The 23,207-nt window shown below is 69.2% G+C and carries 21 protein-coding genes; 17 read left to right on the top strand and 4 right to left on the bottom strand.

The window, feature by feature from the left end:
- Window positions 1-8: 8 nt before the first annotated feature.
- The gene (locus A9Z05_RS23385; RefSeq protein WP_069620202.1) at window positions 9-2,078 is read right to left on the bottom strand and encodes a bifunctional 2',3'-cyclic-nucleotide 2'-phosphodiesterase/3'-nucleotidase; all 2,070 of its coding nucleotides are present in this window, start codon (window positions 2,076-2,078) and stop codon (window positions 9-11) included.
- A 305-nt stretch (window positions 2,079-2,383) separates the two neighbouring features.
- Between A9Z05_RS23385 and A9Z05_RS23390 the strand changes: the two genes are divergently transcribed.
- From A9Z05_RS23390 to A9Z05_RS23435, 10 genes are all read left to right on the top strand, one after another.
- Window positions 2,384-3,508: an ABC transporter permease gene (locus A9Z05_RS23390; protein WP_069620203.1), complete on the top strand. Its 1,125-nt coding sequence runs from the start codon at window positions 2,384-2,386 to the stop codon at window positions 3,506-3,508.
- Window positions 3,505-4,419 carry an ABC transporter ATP-binding protein gene (locus tag A9Z05_RS23395; RefSeq protein ID WP_069620204.1) on the top strand — a complete coding sequence of 305 codons (915 nt, stop codon included), beginning with the start codon at window positions 3,505-3,507 and terminating at the stop codon, window positions 4,417-4,419. The genes A9Z05_RS23390 and A9Z05_RS23395 overlap by 4 nt, the downstream gene beginning before the upstream one ends.
- 17 nt (window positions 4,420-4,436) lie before the next feature.
- Window positions 4,437-5,366 carry an MlaD family protein gene (locus A9Z05_RS23400; protein WP_069620205.1) on the top strand — a complete coding sequence of 310 codons (930 nt, stop codon included), beginning with the start codon at window positions 4,437-4,439 and terminating at the stop codon, window positions 5,364-5,366.
- A 44-nt stretch (window positions 5,367-5,410) separates the two neighbouring features.
- On the top strand, window positions 5,411-6,034 hold the full coding sequence (locus A9Z05_RS23405) for an ABC-type transport auxiliary lipoprotein family protein (protein WP_069620311.1): 624 nt from the start codon (window positions 5,411-5,413) through the stop codon (window positions 6,032-6,034).
- A gap of 43 nt (window positions 6,035-6,077) precedes the next feature.
- Window positions 6,078-7,229 carry a VanZ family protein gene (locus tag A9Z05_RS23410; RefSeq protein WP_069620206.1) on the top strand — a complete coding sequence of 384 codons (1,152 nt, stop codon included), beginning with the start codon at window positions 6,078-6,080 and terminating at the stop codon, window positions 7,227-7,229.
- 154 nt (window positions 7,230-7,383) lie between these two features.
- Window positions 7,384-7,701, top strand: coding sequence for a ferredoxin (locus A9Z05_RS23415; protein ID WP_069620207.1), 318 nt, complete (start codon window positions 7,384-7,386; stop codon window positions 7,699-7,701).
- A 13-nt stretch (window positions 7,702-7,714) separates the two neighbouring features.
- The gene (locus A9Z05_RS23420; RefSeq protein ID WP_069620208.1) at window positions 7,715-8,359 is read left to right on the top strand and encodes an alpha/beta hydrolase; all 645 of its coding nucleotides are present in this window, start codon (window positions 7,715-7,717) and stop codon (window positions 8,357-8,359) included.
- Between the two features lie 507 nt (window positions 8,360-8,866).
- Window positions 8,867-10,177 (top strand): D-alanyl-D-alanine carboxypeptidase family protein, encoded by a 1,311-nt coding sequence (locus A9Z05_RS23425; protein WP_069620209.1) that lies wholly within the window; start codon window positions 8,867-8,869, stop codon window positions 10,175-10,177.
- A 48-nt stretch (window positions 10,178-10,225) separates the two neighbouring features.
- Window positions 10,226-11,152: a D-amino acid aminotransferase gene (locus A9Z05_RS23430; RefSeq protein WP_069620210.1), complete on the top strand. Its 927-nt coding sequence runs from the start codon at window positions 10,226-10,228 to the stop codon at window positions 11,150-11,152.
- Complete coding sequence (locus tag A9Z05_RS23435; RefSeq protein WP_011546305.1) at window positions 11,152-11,460, top strand: YbeD family protein; 309 nt, start codon at window positions 11,152-11,154, stop codon at window positions 11,458-11,460. Before A9Z05_RS23430 ends, A9Z05_RS23435 begins: the two co-directional genes overlap by 1 nt.
- 21 nt (window positions 11,461-11,481) lie before the next feature.
- Here A9Z05_RS23435 and A9Z05_RS23440 read toward each other — a convergent pair whose 3' ends face one another.
- Entirely contained in the window at window positions 11,482-12,471 is a 990-nt protein-coding gene (locus A9Z05_RS23440) for a transcriptional regulator GcvA (protein ID WP_069620211.1), read from the bottom strand.
- A 102-nt stretch (window positions 12,472-12,573) separates the two neighbouring features.
- On the opposite strand from A9Z05_RS23440, the gene A9Z05_RS23445 reads away from it, so the two are divergent.
- From A9Z05_RS23445 to A9Z05_RS23470, 6 genes are all read left to right on the top strand, one after another.
- Window positions 12,574-12,900: a DUF2917 domain-containing protein gene (locus tag A9Z05_RS23445; RefSeq protein WP_069620312.1), complete on the top strand. Its 327-nt coding sequence runs from the start codon at window positions 12,574-12,576 to the stop codon at window positions 12,898-12,900.
- An 84-nt stretch (window positions 12,901-12,984) separates the two neighbouring features.
- A complete protein-coding gene (gene lipB / locus A9Z05_RS23450) occupies window positions 12,985-13,740 on the top strand; it encodes a lipoyl(octanoyl) transferase LipB (RefSeq protein ID WP_069620212.1) in 756 nt (251 codons plus the stop codon).
- Window positions 13,733-14,725, top strand: coding sequence for a lipoyl synthase (gene lipA, locus A9Z05_RS23455; protein WP_006477693.1), 993 nt, complete (start codon window positions 13,733-13,735; stop codon window positions 14,723-14,725). Before lipB ends, lipA begins: the two co-directional genes overlap by 8 nt.
- A 260-nt stretch (window positions 14,726-14,985) precedes the next feature.
- Window positions 14,986-16,002: a taurine ABC transporter substrate-binding protein gene (gene tauA, locus A9Z05_RS23460; protein WP_069620213.1), complete on the top strand. Its 1,017-nt coding sequence runs from the start codon at window positions 14,986-14,988 to the stop codon at window positions 16,000-16,002.
- A gap of 40 nt (window positions 16,003-16,042) precedes the next feature.
- The gene (locus A9Z05_RS23465; protein WP_069620214.1) at window positions 16,043-16,840 is read left to right on the top strand and encodes a taurine ABC transporter ATP-binding protein; all 798 of its coding nucleotides are present in this window, start codon (window positions 16,043-16,045) and stop codon (window positions 16,838-16,840) included.
- Entirely contained in the window at window positions 16,840-17,805 is a 966-nt protein-coding gene (locus A9Z05_RS23470; protein ID WP_069620215.1) for an ABC transporter permease subunit, read from the top strand. Before A9Z05_RS23465 ends, A9Z05_RS23470 begins: the two co-directional genes overlap by 1 nt.
- Before the next feature lie 56 nt (window positions 17,806-17,861).
- On the opposite strand, the gene ggt is transcribed toward A9Z05_RS23470, so the two are convergent.
- Together ggt and A9Z05_RS23480 are read right to left on the bottom strand one after the other, a co-directional pair.
- The gene (gene ggt / locus A9Z05_RS23475) at window positions 17,862-19,736 is read right to left on the bottom strand and encodes a gamma-glutamyltransferase (RefSeq protein WP_069620216.1); all 1,875 of its coding nucleotides are present in this window, start codon (window positions 19,734-19,736) and stop codon (window positions 17,862-17,864) included.
- An 89-nt stretch (window positions 19,737-19,825) separates the two neighbouring features.
- Entirely contained in the window at window positions 19,826-20,788 is a 963-nt protein-coding gene (locus A9Z05_RS23480) for a LysR family transcriptional regulator (RefSeq protein WP_069620217.1), read from the bottom strand.
- A gap of 259 nt (window positions 20,789-21,047) precedes the next feature.
- Here A9Z05_RS23480 and A9Z05_RS23485 point away from each other — a divergent pair, with 259 nt between their 5' ends.
- Window positions 21,048-23,183, top strand: a complete 2,136-nt coding sequence (locus tag A9Z05_RS23485; RefSeq protein WP_069620218.1) for a 3-hydroxyacyl-CoA dehydrogenase NAD-binding domain-containing protein — start codon at window positions 21,048-21,050, stop codon at window positions 23,181-23,183.
- The last annotated feature ends 24 nt before the right edge of the window (window positions 23,184-23,207 follow it).

A 23,207-nucleotide genomic window follows, 5' to 3' on the forward strand; every position in this document is an offset into this window, starting at 1 on the left:
CACGTGTCTCATTGGGTGAGGTCGATCTCGTAGGTCGCGAGGTTCTTGCCCGAGCCGTCGTCGGCCGCGACCTGCGTGATGCCGGTCAGGCCGGCCGCCGCGGCGTCGCCGAGGCGGTTCGGCGCGGACGCGAACCGCACGTGCGCGACCGAGCTCGCGAGCTTCGTGAAGCGCCAGCTGCGCTGCGCGCCGTCGGCCGCACGCGTGATCGCGCCGCGCTTCTTGATGAACGCGATCAGCACGTCGCGGTTCGCGTCGGGCGACGCGAAGATCGTCTTGCTGCCGTCGAGGCCCGGGAAATTGCCGCCGCCGCTCGCGCGGTAATTGTTGGTCGCGACGATGAACTGCGCGTTCGCGTCGATCGGCGCACCCTTGTACGTCAGGTTCCGGATGCGGCTGCCGACCGGCTGCGTGACGTCGATTTCATAGGCGAGATCGGCCGACGTGAACATGTCGAAGTTGTAGCCGGGGAAGGTGCTGACGAGCGGCTGCACGGTCGCCTGGGTCGGATCGATCGTGTTGAAGCGCTTCGCGGCCGTCTCGAGCCAGTTCTTCACGTCGGCGCCGCTCACCTTCACCGCGTACACGGTGTTCGGATACAGGTACAGGTCGGCCGCGTTGTTGATCGCGAGCGCGCCCGGCGCGACGTCGGTGTAGTCGGTGCCGCCGCCGAAGCCGCTCTTGAACGGCGCGCTGACCGACAGCACCGGCAGCGACGCGTACTGCGGCAGGTTCGCCTGCACGTAGGTCTTCACGTAGTCGGCCTGCGCCTCGTTGACGATCTGGATCGCGCCCGGATCGCCGACGTCCGCGAAGTACGAGTTCATCCGGTAGTCGGTCGAGCCGATCGGCGTCTTCACGTAGTCGATCGTCGCCTGGTGCTCGGCCGCGATCGCGGCGGAGACCGACGGGTCGGCCGCGACGTAGCTCTTGTCGGCGTTCTGGATCGGCCGCGCCTCGACGGTCGTCTGCGACTTGTCGACGGCCCACGTCTTGCCGTCGAATTTCAGGCCGAGCTTGATCACGCCGAGGTGCTTGCCCCAGTAGTTGGCCATCACGGTCGGCACGCCGTTGACGGTGCCCTTGACCTTGTCGACGCCCGGGAGGTTGAACTGCGCCACGGTGCTGTTCGCGTCCGGGAACACCTGGTGCGAGTGGCCGATCAGCATCGCGTCGATGCCGGACACCTTCGACAGCCACCAGCTGCCGTTTTCCATCGTCGGCGAGTACGCGGAATTGTCGAGGCCGCCGTGCGAGATCGCGACGACGAGATCGGCGCCCTTCGCGCGCATCTCCGGAATGTACTTCTCGGCCGCTTCCTTCAGCCCGGTCGTGTAGACCTTGCCGTCGAGCCAGCGCTTGTCCCAGTTCATGATCGCGGGCGGCGTGAAGCCGATGATGCCGATTTTCACGGGCGCGCTGACCGTCTTGCCGTCCGGCGTCGTGGCTGTCACCGTGCGCGTCAGGATCGTGTACGGCGTGAACAGCGGCGCATGGGTCTTCGCGCTGATCACGTTCGCGAGCACCTGCGGGAAGTTCGGGCCCGCGCACTTCTTCTGCTGGGCCGGCGCGGGCAGGCCGTCGACCTCGAACGTGTTGCCGGTCACCTGTGACAGGTACGGCAGCCCGTAGTTGAACTCGTGGTTGCCGATCCCGCCGCCGTCGAATTTCGCGGCGTTCATCACCTTGTAGATCGCGAGCGTCTGGTCGCAGCCGAGCGGCTTCACGAGCGCCTGGTAGTCCGACAGCGCGGTGCCCTGGATCGTGTCGCCGTTGTCGAGCAGCAGCGTGTTCGGGTACTGCTTGCGCGCCTGCGCGATCAGCGTCGACACGCGTTCGAAGCCGAGCGAATTGTCGGCGGCGAGCTTGAAATAGTCGTACGACAGCACGTTGGTGTGCAGGTCGGTCGTCTCGAGCAGCGCGAGCGTGGCCGTCGTGCCGACGGGCGCCTGGGCCTCGGACTGCGACGGCGGCGTGGCGGTGACGTCGTCGCCGCCGCAGCCGGCGAGGACGAAGGCGAGGCTGGCGAGCGCGGCGGCGGCCGGCAGGTGGCGGCGGGAAAGCGGGGGGAGACGCATCGGTTGTCCTGTTCGGTGTTCTGTTTTATGAAACGCGAGGTACGCACGAATGGCGGCGCGGGGCGCCGACGGCCTGAGGTGCGGCGCGTGAGAGTATCGAAAGGAAACGTGACGGAACAATGAAAGGTCGCGACGCCGGCCGCTGGCCGAGGCCCGCGGCGGCTTCGGGCCGGTCCCGGCCGGCCCACCCGGCCCGGTGCCGCGGCTGCGCGCCCGAGCTCGCCGTCCGCACCGTAATCCTCACGTCGCGGCGCCGGACGGTTCGCTACAATGGCCGCTGTCATCCTTTTGCAAACAACCCGCCCTTGGACTTCGAGACTCCTCCCGGCCTGTCGGTCGACGCCGGCGGCCAGGGCCAGACGGTGCGCCTGACCGGCCAGTGGACCGCGCTGTCGCTCGCGCGCAACCGCGGCGCCGTGGCGCGCCGCATCGCGACGATCGCCGCCGGGCGCGTGAGCGAGTGGGATCTGTCCGGCATCGAGCGGCTCGACCACGTCGGCGGCCAGGCGCTGTGGCGCGTGTGGGGCCGCAAGCTGCCGGCCGGCGTCGCGCTGAGCGCCACGCAGCGCACGATCTTCGAGCGCATCGAACGGCTCGACAGCCAGCGCGAGGCGCCCGAGCGCATCGTGCGGTTCGATCCCGTCACGCGGCTCGGCCAGGCGATCTTCGCGTTCGGCGAACACCTGCAGGGCGGCATCGCGATGTTCGGCCTCGTGATCCTCGATGCGCTGTCGGTGTTGCGCCGCCCGCGGACGATGCCGTGGAAGGAAACCTCGGCGAACATCTACAGCGCCGGCGCGCAGGCGCTGCCGATCACCGCGCTCGTCGCGTTCCTGATCGGCATCGTGCTCAGCTACCTGTCCGCGCAGCAGTTGCAGATGTTCGGCGCGAACCGCTATATCGTGAACATCCTCGGGCTGTCGGTGATCCGCGAGCTCGGCCCCGTGCTGTCGGCGATCCTGGTCGCGGGCCGCTCGGGCTCGGCGATTACCGCGCAGATCGGCGTGATGCGCGTGACCGAGGAGCTCGACGCGATGCGCGTGATGGGCATCCCGCACGGGCTGCGGCTGATCCTGCCGCGCGTGCTCGCGCTCGGCGTCGCGATGCCGCTGCTCGTGATGTGGACCAACATCATCGCGCTGACGGGCGGCGCGCTCGCCGCGAAGCTGGTGCTCGGCATCGACATCAACTATTTCGTGCGCTCGCTGCCGGGCGTCGTGCCGATCGCGAACCTGTACATCGGCGTCGGCAAGGGCGTCGTGTTCGGCATGCTGATCGCGCTGGTCGCGTGCCATTTCGGCTTCCGGATCAAGGCGAACTCGCAGAGCCTCGGCGAAGGCACGACCACGTCGGTCGTGTCGTCGATCACGGTCGTGATCCTCGCCGACGCGGTGTTCGCGATCCTGTTCCAGAACGTGGGGCTCGGATGAGCGCATCGAACGAAACGACCGCGCATGCCGCGGCGATCGGCGCCGGGTCGCTCGGCGCCCGGCCGGACGCGGCCGCCGATGCCGGCGACCTCGTGATCGAGGTGCGCAACCTGACCAAGCGCTACGGGCGCAACATCGTTCACCAGAAGCTCGACTTCGACGTGCGGCGCGGCGAGATCGTGTCGATCGTCGGCGGGTCGGGCTCCGGGAAGACGACGCTCGTGCGCCAGATCCTCGGCCTCGAACGGCCGACGTCGGGCACGATCAAGGTGTTCGGGGAGGATACGGCGACGATCGACGACGCGAGCGCGCGGATGATGCGCACGCGTTCGGGAATGCTGTTCCAGCAGGGCGCGCTGTTCTCGTCGATGACGGTGTTCGACAACGTCGCGCAGCCGCTGCGCGAGCTCGGCCGCGTGCCGCCGGACCTGCTGCACGACATCGTGATGCTGAAACTCGAGATGGTCGGGCTGCCGTGCAAGCACGCGTCGAAGATGCCGGCCGCGCTGTCGGGCGGGATGGTGAAGCGGGTTGGCATCGCGCGCGCGATCGCGCTCGAGCCCGAGCTGCTGTTCCTCGACGAGCCGACGGCCGGCCTCGATCCGCAGGCGTCCGACGAATTCGTCGAGCTGATCGCGACGCTGCACCGCACGCTCGGTCTGACCGTCGTGATGGTGACGCACGACCTCGACACGATGGTCGCGCTGTCGACGCGCGTCGCGGTGCTGGCCGACCGCAAGGTGCTGGTCGCGGCGCCTGTCGAGGAGGCCGCGAACGTCGACCATCCGTTCATCCACGAATATTTCCTGGGGCTGCGCGGGCGCCGCGCATTGCAGGCGCTGCCGCCCGAGCGGCGCGCGAAGCTGCCGAAGGCGGCCCTCGAACCGGCGCTGTCGAGCGTCGAGCTGTAGAAGCAAGGAACCCGCGAATGGAAAACAAATCACATGCGTTCTGGGCCGGCCTGTTCACGATCGCGCTGACGCTCGCGATCGCGGGCACCGTGTTCTGGTTCAACGTCGACCGCACCGTGCGCGTGCCGTACGACCTGCTCGCGCGCACCAACGTGACCGGGCTGTTCCCGGACGCGGCCGTGCGCTTTCGCGGCCTCGACGTCGGCAAGGTGCAGTCGATCGGCTTCGATCGCACGCATCCGGGCCAGATCCGGATCCGCATTCTCGTCGATCACGACGCGCCGATCACGCAGTCGACCTACGGCAGCCTCGGCTTCCAGGGCGTGACCGGCATCGCGTTCGTGCAGCTCGAGGATACGGGGCGCGATCTGTCGCCGCTGCCGTCGTCGCCGAAGGCGATCGCGCAGATCCCGATGCGGCCGAGCCTGTTCGACCAGATCCAGGAGCGCGGCGACGTGCTGCTGCGGCAACTCGAACTGGCCGCGAAGAGCGCGAACGCGCTGATGTCGCCCGAGATGCGCGAGCAGTTGCGCGCGACCGCCGAAAGCCTGCAGCACGCGGCCGACGGCGCCGCGACGCTGACGAAGCAGCTCGGCCCGGCCGTCACCGCGCTGCCGGAAACGATGCACGAGGTGAACCGCGCGATGGCGTCGGCGAACACGCTGCTGCAGCCGAACGGGCCGCTCGTGTCGAACCTGAACAAGGCCGGCACGGCCGCCGAGCAGGTCGGCGTCGCGCTGAACGGCCTCAACGCGCGCGTGCAGTACGACACGCTGCCGCGCTTCAACGCGCTGGCCGATAGCGTCGGCGATGCATCCCGGCAATTGAAGGACGTTGCCGGTGAACTCGGCCGGAATCCGCGCAGTCTGTTGTTCGGCTCGCCCGGCGCGGCGCCGGGGCCGGGCGAAGCGGGCTTCGTCTGGCCGGGTGCGACGGCCGCGCACTGACGCTGACGCCCATCGAAACCGGAAACCTCATGCAGGAATACGCCATGCCACGAATTCTTGACCGCGCGCTGCGCCCGGCCGCGGCCGCACTTGCCGTACTGACGCTCGCACTGGCGGCCGGCTGCGCCGGCAACGACGCGGTGTTGTCGAACATCCGCTACGACCTCGGGCCCGCGTCGTCGGTGGCGACCACCGGGTCGGGCCCCGCGCTGAAGGTGCTCGACGTCGCCGCGCCGGATGCGCTCGACTCGGACAAGTTCGCGTACCGGCTCGCGTACGCCGATGCGCAGCACGTGGCCGTCTATCGCGACAGCCGCTGGACCGCGCCGCCCGCGCAACTGCTCACGCAGCGGCTGCGCGGCGCGCTGTCGTCGCGCGGGACGGTGCTCGAAGGCGCCGACGGCGTGCGCGCGCCGACGCTCAAGGTCGACCTGAGCGAATTCGAGCAGGTCTTCGACGGCCAGTCGCAAAGCCACGGCGCGGTGACCGCGCGCGCGACGCTGATGCAGGACGGCAAGGTGCTTGGCCAGCGCACGTTCGTCGCGCGCGCGCCGTCGAGCACGCCCGACGCGGCCGGCGGCGCGCGTGCGCTCGCGGCGGCCAGCGACGAACTCGTGTCGCAGATCGCCGCGTGGGTCGGCGTGCAGGCGTACGCGGGCACGCCGTGACGGCCGACGTGCATCCGCGATTGCATCCGCGATTGCATCCGCGATGAACGTGCCGGGCACGCATCGCGCGTCACCGCTCGCGCGGCAGGCGTTTGCCGCTTACGCGGCGCTGATCGTCTATGCGTCGCTGTATCCGTTCGAAGGCTGGCTGTCGCTCGGCATCGGTCCGTTCGATTACCTGTTCGCGCCGATGCAGCGCTACGTGACCGCGTTCGACGTGGCCACGAACGTGCTCGGCTACCTGCCGTTCGGCGCGCTCGGCGTGCTGGCGCTGCACCCGCGCTGGCGGGGCGTGGCCGCGACGCTGATCGCCGGCGGGCTCGGTGTGCTGCTGTCGGGCACGATGGAAGCGCTGCAGACCTACCTGCCGACGCGTGTCGCGTCGAATCTCGACCTCGGCGCCAACGCGCTCGGCGCGCTACTGGGCGCGGCGCTTGCCGCGCCGGCCACCGGCGCGCTGCTCGACCGCGGCGCGCTGCGCCGGCTGCGCTTCGCGTGGCTGGAGGCCGACGGTTCGACGCCGCTGCTGCTGGCCGCGCTGTGGCCGTTCGCGATCGTGTTTCCGTCGCCGTTCCTGTTCGGTATCGGCGACTGGCCGGCCGCGCTGTGGGAGCGCGCCGACGCGTCGATGCAGGACGCGTTGCTCGCGTGGCTGCCGGCCGCGTGGCGCGTCAGCGAATGGCCCGAGCGGGTCGACGGCTGGCTGTCCGATTCCGCGTGGGAGGCCGTGCTGGGCGGGCTGATGCTGTTCGCCGCGTTGACGATCGCGTCGCTCGCGATGCGCCCGCGCGCGCCGCGCATCCGGCTGTTGATCGCGCTGGTGGTCGCCACGCTGGTGCTGAAGGCGGCCGCGACGTACATGCAGTCGACCACCGGCCTCGTCGTCGTATGGGCGACGCCCGGCGCGAGGCTCGGCATCGAGCTCGGTTTCGCGGCGGCGCTCGTCGCGTTGCGCGTGCCGGCGACGTGGCGCGCGATGCTCGCGGCGCTCGCGCTGCTGGCCGGCGTCGCGCTCGTGAACCTGCTGCCGGTCAACCCGTTCTTCGACTTCACGCTGTCGGGCTGGCGGCAGGGCCGCTACGTGCACTTCAACAGCATCGCGCGCTGGCTCGCGTGGATCTGGCCCTACGCGGCGCTGATCTGGCTCGGCCAGCGCGTCGAGCACGCGTGGCTGCCGGCCGCGCTGCGCCGCTGACGCGGCAGCCAGGGCCGTGCGGCGGCGGCCGTGCCGCGGGCAGCCGCGTGCGCCGCTCGCTATAATCGTCCGCATCCTCCGTTGCCGCCCCGCGCAACGGCAATTCATCGCCCCTCTTTCCGCACGGCCTCGCGCCGGGCCGCTCGTCACCATCATGGATTCCTACTACCAGCACCACGTCTTCTTCTGCCTGAACCAGCGCGAACCGGGCGCCGAGCGCCCGAGCTGCGCGCAATGCAATGCGCAGACCATGCAGGAATACGCGAAAAAGCGCGTGAAGGAACTCGGTCTCGCGGGGCCCGGCAAGGTGCGCATCAACAAGGCCGGCTGCCTCGATCGCTGCGAGGAAGGGCCGGTGATGGTCGTGTATCCGGAAGGCACGTGGTACACGTACGTCGACCAGGCCGACATCGACGAGATCGTCGAGTCGCACCTGCGCGACGGCAAGGTCGTCGACCGCCTGAAGATCTGAGCGGGCCGGCCGAATGAACGTTCATACGCAGAAATCGCTGATCGCGGGCCCGATCGGCCAGATCGAAATCGCGGTCGACCTGCCCGACGCCGTGCGCGAAGGCGGCGCCGCGCCGCGCGGCATCGCGCTCGTCGCGCATCCGCACCCGCTGTTCGGCGGCACGATGGACAACAAGGTCGCGCAGACGCTCGCGCGCACGCTCGTGCAACTGAACTACGTCGTCTACCGGTCGAACTTCCGTGGCGTCGGCGCGACCGAAGGCGTGCACGACAATGGCACGGGCGAGGCGGACGACCTGCTCGCGGTGCTCGCGCACATGCGCGCGCAGCCCGCGTATGCGGACCTGCCGCTCGTGCTCGCGGGCTTCTCGTTCGGCACCTTCGTGCTGTCGCACGTCGCGAAGCGCCTGCGCGACGCGGGCGAAGCGATCGAGCGGATGGTGTTCGTCGGCACGGCCGCGAGCCGCTGGCAGGTGGCCGACGTGCCCGAGAACACGCTCGTGATCCACGGCGAAACCGACGATACGGTGCCGATCGCGTCGGTGTACGACTGGGCGCGGCCGCAGGAGCTGCCGGTCGTCGTGATCCCCGGCGCCGAGCATTTCCTCCATCGCAAGCTGCACGTGCTGAAGCGCATCATCGTCGACGCGTGGCGCTAGTCCGCATGCGGCCGCCGGCGTAAGCGCCGGCGGCCGTGTCGCGCACCGGCGCCGGCCGGACGATGCGCGACCCTTCCCGAAGCTTCATGCGACATCGCGCCGCCCCACGCGGCGCGCCGCGTGCCGCACGGCGGCGCAACCCGGCTTGCACGCCGCCTGCGCACACCTTTCGCGCGGCTTCGAGCACGCGTGCTCGCCGCATTCCCGTGCCATGCTCCCGCAACGGGGTTGCGGACGTCCGCTGCCCGGTTCGCGAAAACGCCGTTCGCGGCCACGTATAATGGCCGCATTTCGCGTTGCCCGCGGCCCGGCTGGGCCCCTGCGGCGCTCGTTTCGCCGCCTGTCCGCCCGCTCGCGACGGCCGCGAACCGAACGCGCCCGCACGAGTCCAACCGGCGCGTTTCGCGTCGCCCGACGGTGTCGGGCGAATGCCCGACACGCCCGCCGCCTTGCCGTTCAACCCTGCGCGTTTCGCACCGCACTTTCTGCCATCAGCCTGAATCGATCATGCGTCTGTCTTCCCAAGGCCTCAAGTCCCTCGCTTCCTCCATCGCCTTCAGCACCGCCGCGCGCAACGTCGCGCTCGGCGTGATGCTGCCCGTCGCGCTCGCATCGACGATCGTCGTCGCCGAGGCGAAGCCGGCCGCCAAGGCCAAGGCCGCGCATGCGGCGCCGGCCGCCGAGCAGTTCACCGGCGCGCCCGCGACCTACATGCCGGGCGCGGTGCCGCCGCCGGGCGTGAACGCGCGCTCGTGGGTGCTCGTCGACGCGACGAGCAACACGGTGCTCGCATCGGGCAATGCGGACGAACGCGTCGAGCCGGCGTCGCTGACGAAGCTGATGACGGCCTACCTCGTGTTCGAGGCGCTCGACAAGAAGAAGATCTCGATGGAGCAGATCGTCACGCCGAGCGAAGCCGTGCGCCGCGTCGGCCGCGACGAGTCGCGCATGTTCATCGAGGCGAACAAGCCGGTGTCCGTGCACGACCTCGTGTACGGGATGATCATCCAGTCGGGCAACGACGCCGCGATCGCGCTGGCCGAACTGGTCGGCGGCAGCGAAGGGCAGTTCGTCACGCTGATGAACGACGAGGCGGCGCGCCTCGGCATGAAGGGCACGCACTTCGCCGACGTGAACGGCATGCCCGACCCGAACCACTACACGACGGCCGGCGATCTCGCGAAGCTGTCGGCCCACCTGATCCGCGATTTTCCGCAGTACTACGGCATCTTCTCGGAGAAGGAATTCAAGTACAACAACATCCGCCAGGGCAACCGCAACCGTCTGTTGTGGCTCGACCCGACGGTCGACGGCCTGAAGACGGGCCACACGCAGGCGGCCGGCTACTGCCTGATCGCGTCGGCGAAGCGCGCGATCCCGGGCGTCGACGGCCAGCGCCGCCTCGTGTCGGTGATGATGGGCGAGCAGAAGGAAAGCGACCGTACGCAGGACAGCATGAAGATGCTGAACTACGGCTACAGCGCGTTCGATTCGGTGCGCCTGTTCAAGGGCGGCCAGGCGATCTCGACGCCGCGCGTCTACAAGGGCAAGGACAACACCGTGCAGGTCGGCGTGAAGGGCGACCAGTGGGCGACCGTGCCGCGCGGCCTCGGCGACAAGGTCAAGACCGAGGTCGACGTCAACGCGCCGCTGATCGCGCCGCTCGCGCAAGGCCAGCAGGTCGGCACCGTGAAGATCGTCGCCGACGGCAAGACGCTGTCCGAATTCCCGGTCGTCGCGCTGCAGGCGGTGCCGGAAGCGGGTATCTTCGGACGTATCTGGGACTCGATCCTGCTGATGTTCAGCAAGAAGAAGTAAGCACGACGGGCCTTTGTTTTCACGACTTCATCCCCATCTGTCAAAGCTATGAGCCAAGCCGAATTCGAACCGATCGTCTACCTCAGCGTCTCGGCGCAGGAGGAACTGGTGCCGCTGTCCGAAGCCCGTGTGCCGGTGCTCGACCGCGGGTTCATCTTCGGCGACGGCGTGTATGAAGTCGTCCCCGTGTATGCGCACGACGGCGCGCACGTGCCGTTCCGGATCGAACAGCATCTCGACCGGCTCGCGCGCAGCCTGAAGAAGATCGGCATCGACGACCCGCACGATGCGGCCGGCTGGCGCGCGCTGATCGAGCGGGTCGTCGCGGCGAACGCGGAAGGCCTCGCCGACGGCAACGCGCTCGTCTACCTGCAGGTGACGCGCGGCGTCGCGAAGCGCGGTCACGCGTTCCCGGCGAACGCGGTGCCGACGGTGTTCGCGATGACGACCCCGCTGCGCCTGCCGTCCGAAGCGGAGCGCGCGAAGGGCGTGCGCTGCGTGACGGCCGAGGATCGCCGCTGGCTGCATTGCGACATCAAGTCGATCTCGCTGCTCGGCAACGTGTTGATGGCGCAGCATGCGGCCGAACGCGACGCGTTCGAGACGATCCAGCTGCGCGACGACAACGTGACCGAAGGCTCGTCGTCGAACGTGTGGATCGTGAAGAACGGCGAACTGTTCGCGCCGCCGCGCAGCAACAAGATCCTCGAAGGGATCCGCTACGCGCTGGTCGAGCAGCTGGCCGAAGAATGCGGGATCCGGTTCGTCGCGCGCGAGATCAGCGAGGTCGAGCTGCGTACGGCCGACGAGATCATGCTGACGTCGGCCACCAAGGAAATCCTGCCCGTTACGTCGCTCGACGATCTGCCCGTGCAGGGCGGCAAGCCGGGCCCTGTGTTCGCGGCGCTCTACGACGCGTACCAGCGTGCGAAGGCACGCGAGTTTGAACAGTTTGACCTAACCCGGAGAAAATGATGAGCGAACCGACCAAAACCGTCGAGGTGACCGGCGCGATCGAGACCCGGAAGGAGTCGCTGCTGGAGTTTCCGTGCGATTTCCCGATCAAGATCATGGGCAAGGCGCACCCCGAATTCAAGGACACGATCTTCAAGGTCGTCGCCGTTCACGACAACGAGATCGACGTCGAGAAGATCGAGGAACGTGCGTCGAGCGGCGGCAATTACACGGGCCTCACGATCACCGTGCGCGCGACGAGCCAGGAACAGCTCGACAACATCTATCGCGCACTGACCGGCCATCCGATGGTCAAGGTCGTCCTTTAACGCCCGTTCCGGCGTCCGGGGTCAGCGCAAACGGCCGCTGATCCCTTTCCATCCTCCTTCCCGCGCGCACTCGGCGGGGCATTTCCCCGCCGCGCGCCGCGCGTCCAGCTCGTCGCACAGCCGCTTGTATTCGGCGACTTCCTCGAACAGCCAGGTGCGGAACGCCTGCACGCGCGGCGTGTTCAAGAGCGGCGGCGGACACACGAAAAAATAGTGCCACGGGCTCGGCCCGTCGATGTCGAACAGGCGCACGATGCGCCCGTCGAGCAGGTCGTGCACCGCGAGCGAGCGGCGCACCAGCGCGATGCCCTGGCCCTCGATCGCGGCCAGCAGCAGGTTCGACGAATCCTGGTACAGAATCCCCCGTTTCGGCTCGGTCAGCGTGTCGAGCCCGGCCGCGTCGAACCACGGCCGCCATAGCTCGTCGTCCGAACGCAGCAGCGGGTAGTGCGCGAGATCGGCGGGCGTCTGCGGCAGCTTGCCGCCGTTCAGCGTCGGCGCGCACGCCGGAAAGAACACCTCCTCGAACAGCGGCTCCACGTGCAGCCCCGGATAGCTGCCGAAGCCGAAGCGGATCGCGAGATCGACGTCGTCGCGCGCGAAATCGGTGAGCGAGTTGGTCGACTGCAGCTCGACGTCGATTTCCGGATGCCGCTCGATGAACGTGCCGATGCGCGGCGTGATGAAGCGCGCGGCGAACGACGACAGCATCGACACGACCAGCCGCCGGTCGCGGTCGCTCGCGCGCACGTCGCGCGTCGCGTCGGCGATCACCATCAGCGCGGTGCGGATCTGCTGTGCGTAGCGCATGCCGGCGTCGGTCAGGCACAGCCGCTTGCCGTTGCGCGTGAACAGCTGCACGCCGAGCTCTTCCTCGAGCGCGCGCACCTGGTGGCTGACCGCGCCGTGCGTGACGAACAGCTCGTCGGCGGCGCGCGAGAAGTTCTCGTGGCGGGCGGCGGCTTCGAACGCGCGAATCGCGTTCAGCGCCGGCAGCTGGCGGAGGTCCATTTGCTAATTTTCCTCACATCGACGTGAAAATTGGTCGTTTGGTCGGACACCTTCAAGTGACTAGGATTGTAGTCATCGAAGCACTTATTGGCGGAGTCGATCATGCAAGAAATCTCTTCAAGCATCACCTTCGAAATTCCCCCGGGCGAGACCGTGCCGATGAAGGTGCAGCGCAGCACGCGGCTGGTCGTCCAGTGCGGGCCGGTCTGGGCGACGCGCAGCAACGACGTCGACGACTACTTCCTGGCCGACGGCGAGACGCTGAAGCTGCGCCGCGGCGAGCGGCTGTGGCTCAGCGCGGAAGGCCGCGAGGGCGCACGCGTCGCGTTCTCGGTGTCGCGGCCGCCGCGGGAAGTCGCGCTCGGCGGGCTGTCCCGGCTGCGCGAACGCGTGAGCGCGCTGCTGCATGACGGCTGGCGCACCGTCTGACCATCGTTTCATCCGACGGATACCGGCGATCCGTCCCCGTCCCCAGGCCGGCGAGACCCACGGGTTTTCGGTAAACTACCGCCCATGTCCGTTTCGCCGGTTTCCATCGTGTCCACGCCTGTCGCCGTTTCCGCATCGCCCGCCGGCGTCCCGGCTCAACCGGCCCAGCCGGTCACCGTGCGATGGCGGGGCCGCGAGGCGTACGACGCGAGCTTCGACGCGATGCGCGCGTTCACCGACACGCGCACGGCCGACACCGGCGACGAGCTCTGGGTGGTCGAGCATCCGCCCGTCTACACGCTCGGCCAGGCCGGCGACCCGGCGCACCTGCTGGTGGCCGACAGCGGCGTGCCGCTCGTCAAGGTCGACCGCGGCGGACAGATCACCTACCACGGCCCCGGCCAGATCGTCGTCTACCTGCTGCTGGACCTGCGCCGGCGCAAGCTGATGGTGCGCACGCTCGTGACGAAGATCGAGGAGGCCGTGATCGAAACCCTCGCGGCGTATAATCTCGCTTCGGTCCGCAAGGCGGGCGCGCCCGGGATCTACGTGGCATCCGGCGTGCACGAGGGCGCGAAAATCGCGGCCCTCGGCCTGAAGATCCGTAACGGCTGCAGCTATCACGGGCTGAGCCTGAACGTGAAGATGGATCTGCGCCCGTTTCTCGCGATCAACCCGTGCGGCTATGCCGGACTGGAAACCGTCGACATGGCGAGCCTCGGGGTTGCCGCCGACTGGAACGACGTCGCCCACACGCTGGTGAGCCGTCTGATCGCCAACCTCGACGGCGCATCCGCGGCCGCCGACAAGCCGCACGCACTGGAACAATCGAATGACTGACGTTACCGCTTCTCCCGCACCGGCCGATACGGCCGCGACCCCTGCCTACGATCCGACCGCCAAGCAGAAGGCGCAGGCGAAGACGGCGCGCATCCCGATCAAGGTCATTCCGATCGAAAAGCTGAAGAAGCCGGAGTGGATCCGCGTGAAGGCGGCCACCGGCAGCTCGCGTTTCAACGAGATCAAGACGATCCTGCGCGAGCACAACCTGCATACCGTGTGCGAGGAAGCGAGCTGCCCGAACATCGGCGAATGCTTCGGCAAGGGCACCGCGACGTTCATGATCATGGGCGACAAGTGCACGCGCCGCTGCCCGTTCTGCGACGTCGGCCACGGCCGTCCCGATCCGCTCGACGCGGATGAGCCGAAGAACCTCGCGCGCACGATCGCCGCGCTCAAGCTCAAGTACGTGGTGATCACGAGCGTGGATCGCGACGACCTGCGCGACGGCGGCGCCGCCCACTTCGTCGAGTGCATCCGCGAAACGCGTGCACAGTCGCCGGACACGCGCATCGAGATCCTGACGCCGGACTTCCGCGGCCGTCTCGACCGCGCGATCTCGATCCTGAACGCCGCGCCGCCCGACGTGATGAACCACAACCTCGAAACGGTGCCGCGCCTGTACAAGGAAGCGCGCCCGGGTTCGGACTACGCGCACTCGCTGAAGCTGCTGAAGGACTTCAAGGCGCTGCATCCGGACGTCGCGACGAAGTCGGGCCTGATGGTGGGCCTCGGCGAGACCGAAGAGGAAATCCTCCAGGTGATGCGCGACCTGCGCGCGCACGACGTCGACATGCTGACGATCGGCCAGTACCTGCAGCCGTCCGAGCACCACCTGCCGGTGCGCGCGTACGTGCATCCGGATACGTTCAAGATGTACGAGGAAGAGGCGTACAAGATGGGCTTCACGCACGCGGCCGTCGGCGCGATGGTGCGCTCGAGCTATCACGCCGACCTGCAGGCGCATGGGGCGGGGGTGGTCTGAGCGCTCGCGCTCGCCTCCATCTGCAGCAGTCTCGAGCAGTCGAAAAAAGCCCGCAGCGATGCGGGCTTTTTCGTTGGCGCGGCGATGATCCGCGCATGCGCACGCCAATCGTCACCCGACCGGACGCGCAATCCGGTCGAGCATGAAAAGCAAAGCTGAAACGGCATCGATAGCTTCGCAGGATAAGTTCGCTCCCGCCGCGCGCAAAGCCCGTAAAGTCGGCTCTCCCGCAGCAATGCCCGCATTCGAAGGAGAGCCGCATGTCCCGTTTCAGCTTCATCCGCCGCGCCGTCGTCGCGCTGACCGCCTTTGCCGCGCTGGGCGCGGCGCACGCCGAATCGCGCGAAGTCGTGATCGCGTACCAGGACATGGTCGTGCCGTGGCGCTACGCGCAGGCGAGCGGTGAAGTCGAAAAGGCGACCGGCTACAAGGTCACGTTCCGCAAGCTCGACAGCGGCGCCGACGTGATCCGCGCGCTGGCATCGGGCTCCGTGCAGCTCGGCGAAGCCGGCTCGAGCCCGATCGCGGCCGGGCTGTCGCAGGGGCTCGACATCTCGCTGTTCTGGGTGCTCGACAACATCAACGACGCCGAGGCGCTCGTCGCGCGCAACGGTTCGGGCGTCACGAACGTCGCCGGGCTGAAGGGCAAGAAGATCGGTGTGCCGTTCGTGTCGACGTCGCACTTCCATACGCTCGTCGCGCTGCAGGCAGCGGGCGTCAATCCGAACGACGTGAAGATCGTCAACCTGCGTCCGCCCGAAGTCGCGGCTGCGTGGGCGCGCGGCGACATCGACGCGACCTACATCTGGGATCCGGTACTCGCGAAGGTCAAGCAGTCGGGCACCGTGCTCACGACGTCGGGCCAGGTTGCGAAGGAAAGCGGCAAGTCGACCTTCGACGGCTTCGTCGTGAGCCGCAAGTTCGCGCGCGAGAACCCCGAGTTCGTCACGCGCTTCGTGAAGGTGCTCGCAGCGGCAGACGCCGACTACCGCGCGCACGCTGCCGCGTGGAAGCTCGGCTCGCCGCAGGTCGCGGCGGTCGCGAAGGTGTCCGGCGCGAACGCGCAGGACGTGCCGGCCAGCCTCGCGCTCTACGCGTTCCCGACGGCGGCCGAGCAGGCATCGCCGACGTGGCTCGGCGGCGGCGCGCAATCGGGCGCCGCGAAGTCGCTCGCGGCCACGGCTGCATTCCTCAAGTCGCAAGGCACGATCCAGACGGTGCTCGCCGACTATTCGGCCGGCGTCGATCCGCAGTTCGTGCAGAAGGCCGCGCGCTGAGCGCGGCCGGTTAGCCCTTTCGTCGCGGAGCCCTTCGATCATGAGCACGCTGGAAGTCCGTCAGGTATCGGTCGCCTATCCGGGCGAGCGCGGCAGGCCGACGACGCAGGCGCTCGCGCGCGTCGACCTGCGCATCGAGTCCGGGGAATTCGTCGTCGCGCTCGGTGCGTCCGGGTGCGGGAAGACGACGCTGCTGAACTGCATGGCCGGCTTCGTCGCGCCGACGACCGGCGACGTGTGCGTCGACGGCGTGCCGGTCACGGGCCCCGGCGCCGATCGCGGCGTCGTGTTCCAGAAATACGCGCTGCTGCCGTGGCTCGACGTGCTCGAGAACGTCGCGCTCGGGTTGCGCTTCGCGCGCGTGTCGAAAGCCGAACGCGAAGCGCGTGCGAACGAGATGCTCGCGCTCGTCGGCCTCGAGCGCCATGCGCATGCGCGCGTGTATGAACTCTCCGGCGGGATGCAGCAGCGCGTCGGCATCGCGCGCGCGCTCGCGAGCGACCCGCGCGTGCTGCTGATGGACGAGCCGATGGGTGCGCTCGACGCGATGACGCGCGGCACGATGCAGGCGCTCGTGCTCGACGTGTGGGCGCGCACCGGCAAGACGGTGTTCTTCATCACGCACGACGTCGAGGAGGCGTTGTTCCTCGCGACGCGTCTCGTCGTGATGACGCCGGGCCCCGGCCGCATTGCCGAAACCTTCGAGCTGCCGTTCGCGCGCCGCTACGTCGAATCGCGCGACGCGCGCGCGGTGAAATCGTCGCCGGATTTCATCGCGTGGCGCGAGCGGCTGATCGCGTATCTGCATCGCGACGAGGCGGTCGCGGAGCCGGCGTGATGCACGAGTTCGCGCGGCAGGGCGCGTCCGTCGGGCGTGGCCGGATCAGTACTTTGCACAGGCAGGACGACATGAGCACGCAGGATTCTTGGGCGGCCGATCGAGCGGCCGCGGGCTTCGGGCCGGACGGACGCGATACGCAGCGGCGCGACGTACCGCGTCCGGCGCGCGCCTCGCATCGCTACCGGTTGCCGGGGCAGGGGAGGACGGCCGGGCTCAGCGCGGCGACGGTCGCGGCGCTGGCCGTGCTGTGGTGGGTCGCGACGCATCTGCAGTGGCTGCCGCCATTGTTCCTGCCCGCGCCGGAAGCGGTGTGGACCGCGTTCGTCGATGCGTGGCACGGCCGCATCCAGGGCGGCCTGCCGTTGTCCGATCATCTGTTGTGGAGCGCTGCCCGCGTGTTCGGTGCGTTCGCGCTCGCGACCGCGATCGGCGTGCCGGCCGGCATCCTGATGGGCGTGAGCCGCATCGCACGCGGCGTGCTCGATCCGCTGCTGGAGTTCTATCGGCCGCTGCCGCCGCTCGCGTATCTGCCGCTCGTCGTGATCTGGTTCGGCATCGACGAGACGGCGAAGCTCGTCGTGATCTTCCTCGCGTGCTTCGCGCCGATCGCGATGGCCGCGCGCGCCGGCGTGCGTGCGGCGACGGTCGAGCAGATCAACGCCGCGTATTCGCTCGGCGGCAGCTTCGCGCAGATCGTGCGCCACGTGGTGCTGCCGGCCGCGCTGCCGGAAATCCTCACGGGGCTGCGGATCGCGATCGGGTTCGGCTGGACGACGCTCGTCGCGGCCGAGATGGTCGCCGCGACGGCCGGGCTCGGGCAGATGGTGCTCAACGCATCGAGCTTCCTGCGCACCGACATTGTCGTGATGGGCATCCTGCTCATCGGTGCGATCGCGTGGCTGTTCGATCTGGCGATGCGCTGGGTCGAGCGGCGGGTGGTGCCGTGGAAGGGGCGCGGCTGACGTCGTGCTGACGGCACGGGCGACGAGCACGTACTCGCCGCCCATGCCTGCCGCGCTCAATCCCCCATCGCCACGCCTTCCCGCCGCGGATCGGCCCCGCCGAACCACACCGTCTGCCCCTGCACGTTCAGCCGCTGGATTCCCTGCAGCCCCGAGTTCATCTCGACGACCTGCACGTCGTGCCCGCGGCCCTTCAGCCCGTCGGCGAGCGCGTCCGATACGCGGCCGCGTTCGAGCTGCGTCGGCCCGTTCATCGACCCGAAATTCGGCAGCGCGATCGCCTGCTGCATCGTCATCCCCCAGTCGAGCACGCCGACCAGCGTCTTCGCGACGTGATTGATGATCGCGGGGCCGCCGGCCGAGCCGACGATCATCGTCACCTGCTTCGTCTTCTTGTCGAACACGAGTTCCGGCGACATCGCCGAGCGCGGGCGCTTGCCGGGCTGCACGCGGTTCGCGACCGGCCGGCCGTTGTCGGTCGACGCGAACGAGAAATCGGTGAGCTGGTTGTTCAGCATGAAGCCGCGCACCATCAGCCGCGAGCCGAACGCATCCTCGACGCTGGTCGTCATCGACAGCGCCTGCCCGTAGCGGTCGACGATCGCGATGTCGGAGGTCGACGGCAATTCGGGGCTGCGGTCGTCGGCCAGCGCGAGCGTCGCGCCTTGCGGCGTGCCGGCCTGCGCGACGCCCATGCTGGTGTCGCCGATCAGCCGCGCGCGCTGCGCGAGATAGGTCTTGTCGGTGAGGCTCGCCCAGTTGCCGCCGGGCAGCGGCACGAAATCGGGATCGGCCACGTAGCGTGCGCGGTCCGCATACGCGAGACGTCCGGCTTCGCTGAACAGGTGGGCGGCGAACGGCGTCGGCTCGTAGCCGACCGCGTTGCGCACCGGCTTCTGCGCGCCGATCTGCTGCCAGTCGGGCATCGCCTCGAGCATGCCGAGCATCTGCGCGATCGCGAGGCCGCCGGACGACGGCGGCGGCATCCCGCACACGACCGAGCGCCGGTAGTCGGCGCACAGCGGCGCGCGCACCTTCGGCTGGTAGCGCGCGAGATCCTGCAGCGACAGCAGCCCCGGGTTGGTCGGATGCTTGCGCACCTTTGCGACGATGTCGCGCGCGATCGCGCCGCTGTAGAACGCATTCGCGCCGCGGTCGGCGATCTGGCGCAGCACGGTCGCGAGCGCCGGGTTCTTCAGCACCGTGCCGGCGGCTTTCGGCGTGCCGTCGGCGTTGTAGAAGTACGCGCGGGCGGCCGGGTCGTTGTTCAGGTATTTGTCGTTCGCGATCAGCATCGCCAGGCGCGGGCTGATCGTGAAGCCGCGCTCGGCGAGCCGGATGGCCGGCTGGAACAGCCGGCGCCACGGCAGCTTGCCGTGCGCGCGGTGCGCGGCGTCGAGCATGCGCAGCACGCCCGGCGTGCCGACCGAGCGCCCGCCGACGACGCCTTCGTAGAAGCCCATCGGCTGGCCGGTCGGCCCGTAGAAGAGGCGCTCGGTCGCGGCGGCCGGCGCGGTTTCGCGGCCGTCGTACGCCTGCGTCGTCTTGCCGTCGAAGTACAGCATGAACGCGCCGCCGCCGATGCCCGACGATTGCGGCTCGACGAGCGCGAGCACCATCTGCGTCGCGATGGCCGCGTCGATCGCGGTGCCGCCCGCCTTCAGCATGTCGTAGCCGGCCTGCGTCGCGAGCGGGTTCGCGGCCGCGATCATGAAGTGCTGCGAGGTCCAGCCCGGCTTGTCGGCCCACCCCGACGACAGTTCGGGCGCGTGAACGCCGGGCAGCGGGACGGCCGCGCCCGATGCGGCGGCGACCGGGACGACGGCGCCCGACGGCGCGGACGGGGACGTGCAGCCGGCGTTGAACGCGACGAGCGCGACGGCGGCGAGCAGCGTCCAGGGACGCGAATGCGGACGAATCCGGTCGAACATTGAACCCTCGGCAGCAGTGAATTCGAAGGAGACGGCGGCGTCGATGTTGACGTCGGCGCGGGCGCAACGGCGTTGCCCGCCCCGGCGCGCTATTGTCGCCGTGCGCCCGGCGGCTTGTCATCCGACAGGAAACCCTGACGCATCCCGCCGGGCCCGCCCCGGCCGGTCTTTCCGGCCTGTTCGAGGATGAACTCTATGAACGTCGACGTCGCGCGCGTGTGGTGGCGGTTCGGCATGTAGAGCATGTACATGTGGGTGCCGAAGATGCTCAGCCGGTACGCATCGAGCGACGTGACGACGGCGCCGTGCCGCAGGTCGTCCTGCATCACGTAGTCGGGCACGATGCCGACGCCGATGCCCGCGAGGATCGCCTGGCGCAGGAACAGGAAGTTCTCCGAAATCAGCGTCGGTTCGAGCAGCACCTCGTGGCGCTCGTCGCCGAGATACGCGGCGATCCGCAACTGCCGGCCCAGCACCGTCGCGGTGACGACCGGCGCGGCGGCCAGCGCGCCGAGGCTCGCGGGCATCCCGTGCGCGGCCGCGAACGCGGGCGACGCACACGCGATGTAGCGCACCGCGCCCATGTCGCGCGCGACGAGGTTCTGCGGCGGCTCGGACATCACGCGGATCGCGATGTCGACTTCGTCGCGCATCAGGTCTTCCACGCGATTCTCGAACACCACGTCGAGCACGATGCCCGGATGCAGCCGCTTGAACGCGAGCAGCCAGTCGGACATCACCATCTGCCCGTAGCCGCTCGGCACCGACAGCCGCACGCGGCCCTGCAGGTCCTGGCCGAGCGTCGTCACCGATTCCTGCGCGGCGAGCAGTTCGTTGCGGATGCGCCGGCCGTGCTCGTACAGCTTCAGCCCGATCTCGGTCGGCTCCATGCGCCGCGTCGTGCGCCGCACGAGCTGCTGCCCGATCGAGCGTTCGAGCTGGTTCAACCGGTAGCTGACGTTCGCCCGGCTCATCTTGAGCCGCTGCGCGGCCTTGCTGAGATTGCCGGCGTCGAGGATCTCGACGAGCAGCGTCAGCGCGTTCAGGTCCATGCGGGGTGTCTCCTGATCCGTCCCGTTTCCCGATCCGAAACGGTCGGGAACGGTCCGAAAGCATTCATTGTCAAGTCAGGCTTGACAGCTTGTAAAGGCGCGCGGGAATTGTCAATGAATCTCGATCAATCGAGAATCGCATCATGCCCGGCAACCATGCCGGACCGTTGCCCGCGCCGCCTGGACCGGCTCGCGCACCGGCGCTGCGGGCCGCCCGACCGGTGTGGGCCGCCCGGCGCACCGCACCACTGGAGACACGATGAATTCCACCGCTTCCCCCGCCAGCCCGACGGCCGGCACCGTCACGCGCGAACGGCGCGACAAGGTGCTCGTCGTCACGATCGACCATCCGCCCGTCAACGCGCTGTCCGCCGACGTGCGGCGCGGTCTCGCCGACGCGATCGACGCCGCGCAGGCCGACGACGCGATCCGCGCGGTGCTGATCGTCGGCGCCGGCCGCAACTTCATCGCGGGCGCCGACATCCGCGAATTCGGCAAGCCGCCCGTGCCGCCGTCGCTGCCCGACGTGTGCGAACGGATCGAATCGGGCGCGAAGCCGGTCGTGGTCGCGCTGCACGGCGCGACGCTCGGCGGCGGCCTCGAGGTCGCGCTCGCCGCGCATTACCGGCTCGCGGTGCCCGGCGCGAAGCTCGGGCTGCCCGAAGTGACGCTGGGCCTGCTGCCCGGCGCGGGCGGCACGCAGCGCGCGCCGCGCCTGATCGGCGCGAAGGCCGCGCTCGACCTGATGCTGACCGGCCGCCATGCGAGCGCCGAGGAAGCGCTCGCGCTCGGCCTCGTCGATCGCATCGCGCACAGCGACGACACGCTCGCCGAAGGGCTCGCCTATGCGCAGGAACTCGTGTCGCTCGGCGCGCCGGTGCGCCGCACGCGCGACGCGCAGGGCCTGGCCGATCGCGCGGCCGCGCAGGCCGCGATCGACGCGGCGCGCGCGGAATTGCCGAAGAAGTCGCGCGGCCTGTTCTCGCCGGCGAAGATCGTCGACGCGGTCGAGGCCGCGCTCACGCAGTCGTTCGACGCGGGGATGAAGTTCGAACGCAGCCTGTTCCTGCAGTGCCTCGACAGCCCGCAGCGCGCGGGCCTCGTGCATGCGTTCTTCGCGGAACGCGAAGCGGCGAAGGCGCCCGAGGCGCGGCGCGCGAGCGCGCGGCCGGTCGAGCGGATCGGCGTGGTCGGCGGCGGCACGATGGGCGCGGGCATCGCGGTCGCGGCGCTCGACGCCGGGTTGCCGGTGACGATGATCGAGCGCGACGACGCGTCGCTCGCGCGCGGCCGGGCGCACGTCGAGAAGGTGTACGACGGCCTCGTCGCGAAAGGGCGGATGACGCCGGCCGCGCACGCGGCGCGGCTCGCGCGCTTCAAGGGCAGCACGTCGTACGACGCGCTCGCGCAGGCCGACGTCGTGATCGAAGCCGTGTTCGAGGACATGGCCGTGAAGCAGGCGGTGTTCGCCGAACTCGCCCGCGTGTGCAAGCCGGGCGCGGTGCTCGCGACCAATACGTCGTATCTCGACATCGACGCACTTGCCGCGAGCATCGACCGGCCGGCCGACGTGACCGGCCTGCATTTCTTCTCGCCGGCCAACGTGATGAAGCTGCTCGAGATCGTCGTGCCGAAGCGCGTGAGCCCGGACGTCGTCGCGACCGCGTTCGCACTGGCGAAGCAACTGAAGAAGACGCCGGTGCGCGCGGGCGTGTGCGACGGCTTCATTGGCAACCGGATCCTCGCCGTCTATCGGACGGCTGCCGACTACCTGATGGAAGACGGCGCGTCGCCGTACCAGATCGATCGCGCGGTGCGCGAGTTCGGCTTCCCGATGGGCCCGTTCCAGGTGGTCGATCTCGCGGGCGGCGACATCGGCTGGGCGACCCGCAAGCGCCGCGCGGCGACGCGCGATCCGAACGCGCGCTACGTGGAGATTTCCGACCGGCTGTGCGAGCGCGGCTGGTTCGGGCAGAAGACCGGCCGCGGCTACTACCTGTATCCGGACGGCGCGCGCGTCGGCACGCCCGATCCGGAAGTCGACGCGATCGTCGCGGAAGAACGCGCGAAGAAGGGCGTCACGCCGCGCACGTTCACCGATGAAGACATCCTGCGCCGCTATCTCGCCGCGATGATCAACGAAGGCGCGAACGTCGTGCACGAGAAGATCGCGCTGCGCCCGCTCGACGTCGACGCGGTGTTCCTGTACGGCTACGGCTTCCCGCGCTATCGCGGCGGCCCGATGCACTACGCGGACACGGTCGGCCTCGCGAACGTGCTCGCCGATATCCGCTCATTCGCAAAGGAAGATCCGCTGTTCTGGAAGCCGTCGCCGCTGCTCGTCGATCTCGTCGCGCGCGGCGCGGATTTCGCGAGCCTGAACCGCATCGACTGAACGCCCACCGCATTCGCAACGGAC

Origin of the sequence: Burkholderia sp. A2 (assembly GCF_001729305.1) — a bacterium.
GTDB classification, from domain to species: domain Bacteria; phylum Pseudomonadota; class Gammaproteobacteria; order Burkholderiales; family Burkholderiaceae; genus Burkholderia; species Burkholderia sola.

Bases quoted from the DNA above. Each gene is read 5' to 3' on its own strand.
- A9Z05_RS23430 (WP_069620210.1), top strand. From the start codon at position 10,226: ATGAGCCAAGCCGAATTCGAACCGATCGTCTACCTCAGCGTCTCGGCG.
- lipB (WP_069620212.1), top strand. From the start codon at position 12,985: ATGTCCGTTTCGCCGGTTTCCATCGTGTCCACGCCTGTCGCCGTTTCC.
- A9Z05_RS23410 (WP_069620206.1), top strand. From the start codon at position 6,078: ATGAACGTGCCGGGCACGCATCGCGCGTCACCGCTCGCGCGGCAGGCG.
- A9Z05_RS23470 (WP_069620215.1), top strand. From the start codon at position 16,840: ATGCACGAGTTCGCGCGGCAGGGCGCGTCCGTCGGGCGTGGCCGGATC.
- lipA (WP_006477693.1), top strand. From the start codon at position 13,733: ATGACTGACGTTACCGCTTCTCCCGCACCGGCCGATACGGCCGCGACC.
- A9Z05_RS23485 (WP_069620218.1), top strand. From the start codon at position 21,048: ATGAATTCCACCGCTTCCCCCGCCAGCCCGACGGCCGGCACCGTCACG.
- tauA (WP_069620213.1), top strand. From the start codon at position 14,986: ATGTCCCGTTTCAGCTTCATCCGCCGCGCCGTCGTCGCGCTGACCGCC.
- A9Z05_RS23395 (WP_069620204.1), top strand. From the start codon at position 3,505: ATGAGCGCATCGAACGAAACGACCGCGCATGCCGCGGCGATCGGCGCC.
- A9Z05_RS23400 (WP_069620205.1), top strand. From the start codon at position 4,437: ATGGAAAACAAATCACATGCGTTCTGGGCCGGCCTGTTCACGATCGCG.
- A9Z05_RS23405 (WP_069620311.1), top strand. From the start codon at position 5,411: ATGCCACGAATTCTTGACCGCGCGCTGCGCCCGGCCGCGGCCGCACTT.
- A9Z05_RS23415 (WP_069620207.1), top strand. From the start codon at position 7,384: ATGGATTCCTACTACCAGCACCACGTCTTCTTCTGCCTGAACCAGCGC.
- A9Z05_RS23445 (WP_069620312.1), top strand. From the start codon at position 12,574: ATGCAAGAAATCTCTTCAAGCATCACCTTCGAAATTCCCCCGGGCGAG.
- A9Z05_RS23435 (WP_011546305.1), top strand. From the start codon at position 11,152: ATGAGCGAACCGACCAAAACCGTCGAGGTGACCGGCGCGATCGAGACC.
- ggt (WP_069620216.1), bottom strand. From the start codon at position 19,736: ATGTTCGACCGGATTCGTCCGCATTCGCGTCCCTGGACGCTGCTCGCC.
- A9Z05_RS23465 (WP_069620214.1), top strand. From the start codon at position 16,043: ATGAGCACGCTGGAAGTCCGTCAGGTATCGGTCGCCTATCCGGGCGAG.
- A9Z05_RS23425 (WP_069620209.1), top strand. From the start codon at position 8,867: ATGCGTCTGTCTTCCCAAGGCCTCAAGTCCCTCGCTTCCTCCATCGCC.
- A9Z05_RS23420 (WP_069620208.1), top strand. From the start codon at position 7,715: ATGAACGTTCATACGCAGAAATCGCTGATCGCGGGCCCGATCGGCCAG.
- A9Z05_RS23440 (WP_069620211.1), bottom strand. From the start codon at position 12,471: ATGGACCTCCGCCAGCTGCCGGCGCTGAACGCGATTCGCGCGTTCGAA.
- A9Z05_RS23480 (WP_069620217.1), bottom strand. From the start codon at position 20,788: ATGGACCTGAACGCGCTGACGCTGCTCGTCGAGATCCTCGACGCCGGC.
- A9Z05_RS23385 (WP_069620202.1), bottom strand. From the start codon at position 2,078: ATGCGTCTCCCCCCGCTTTCCCGCCGCCACCTGCCGGCCGCCGCCGCG.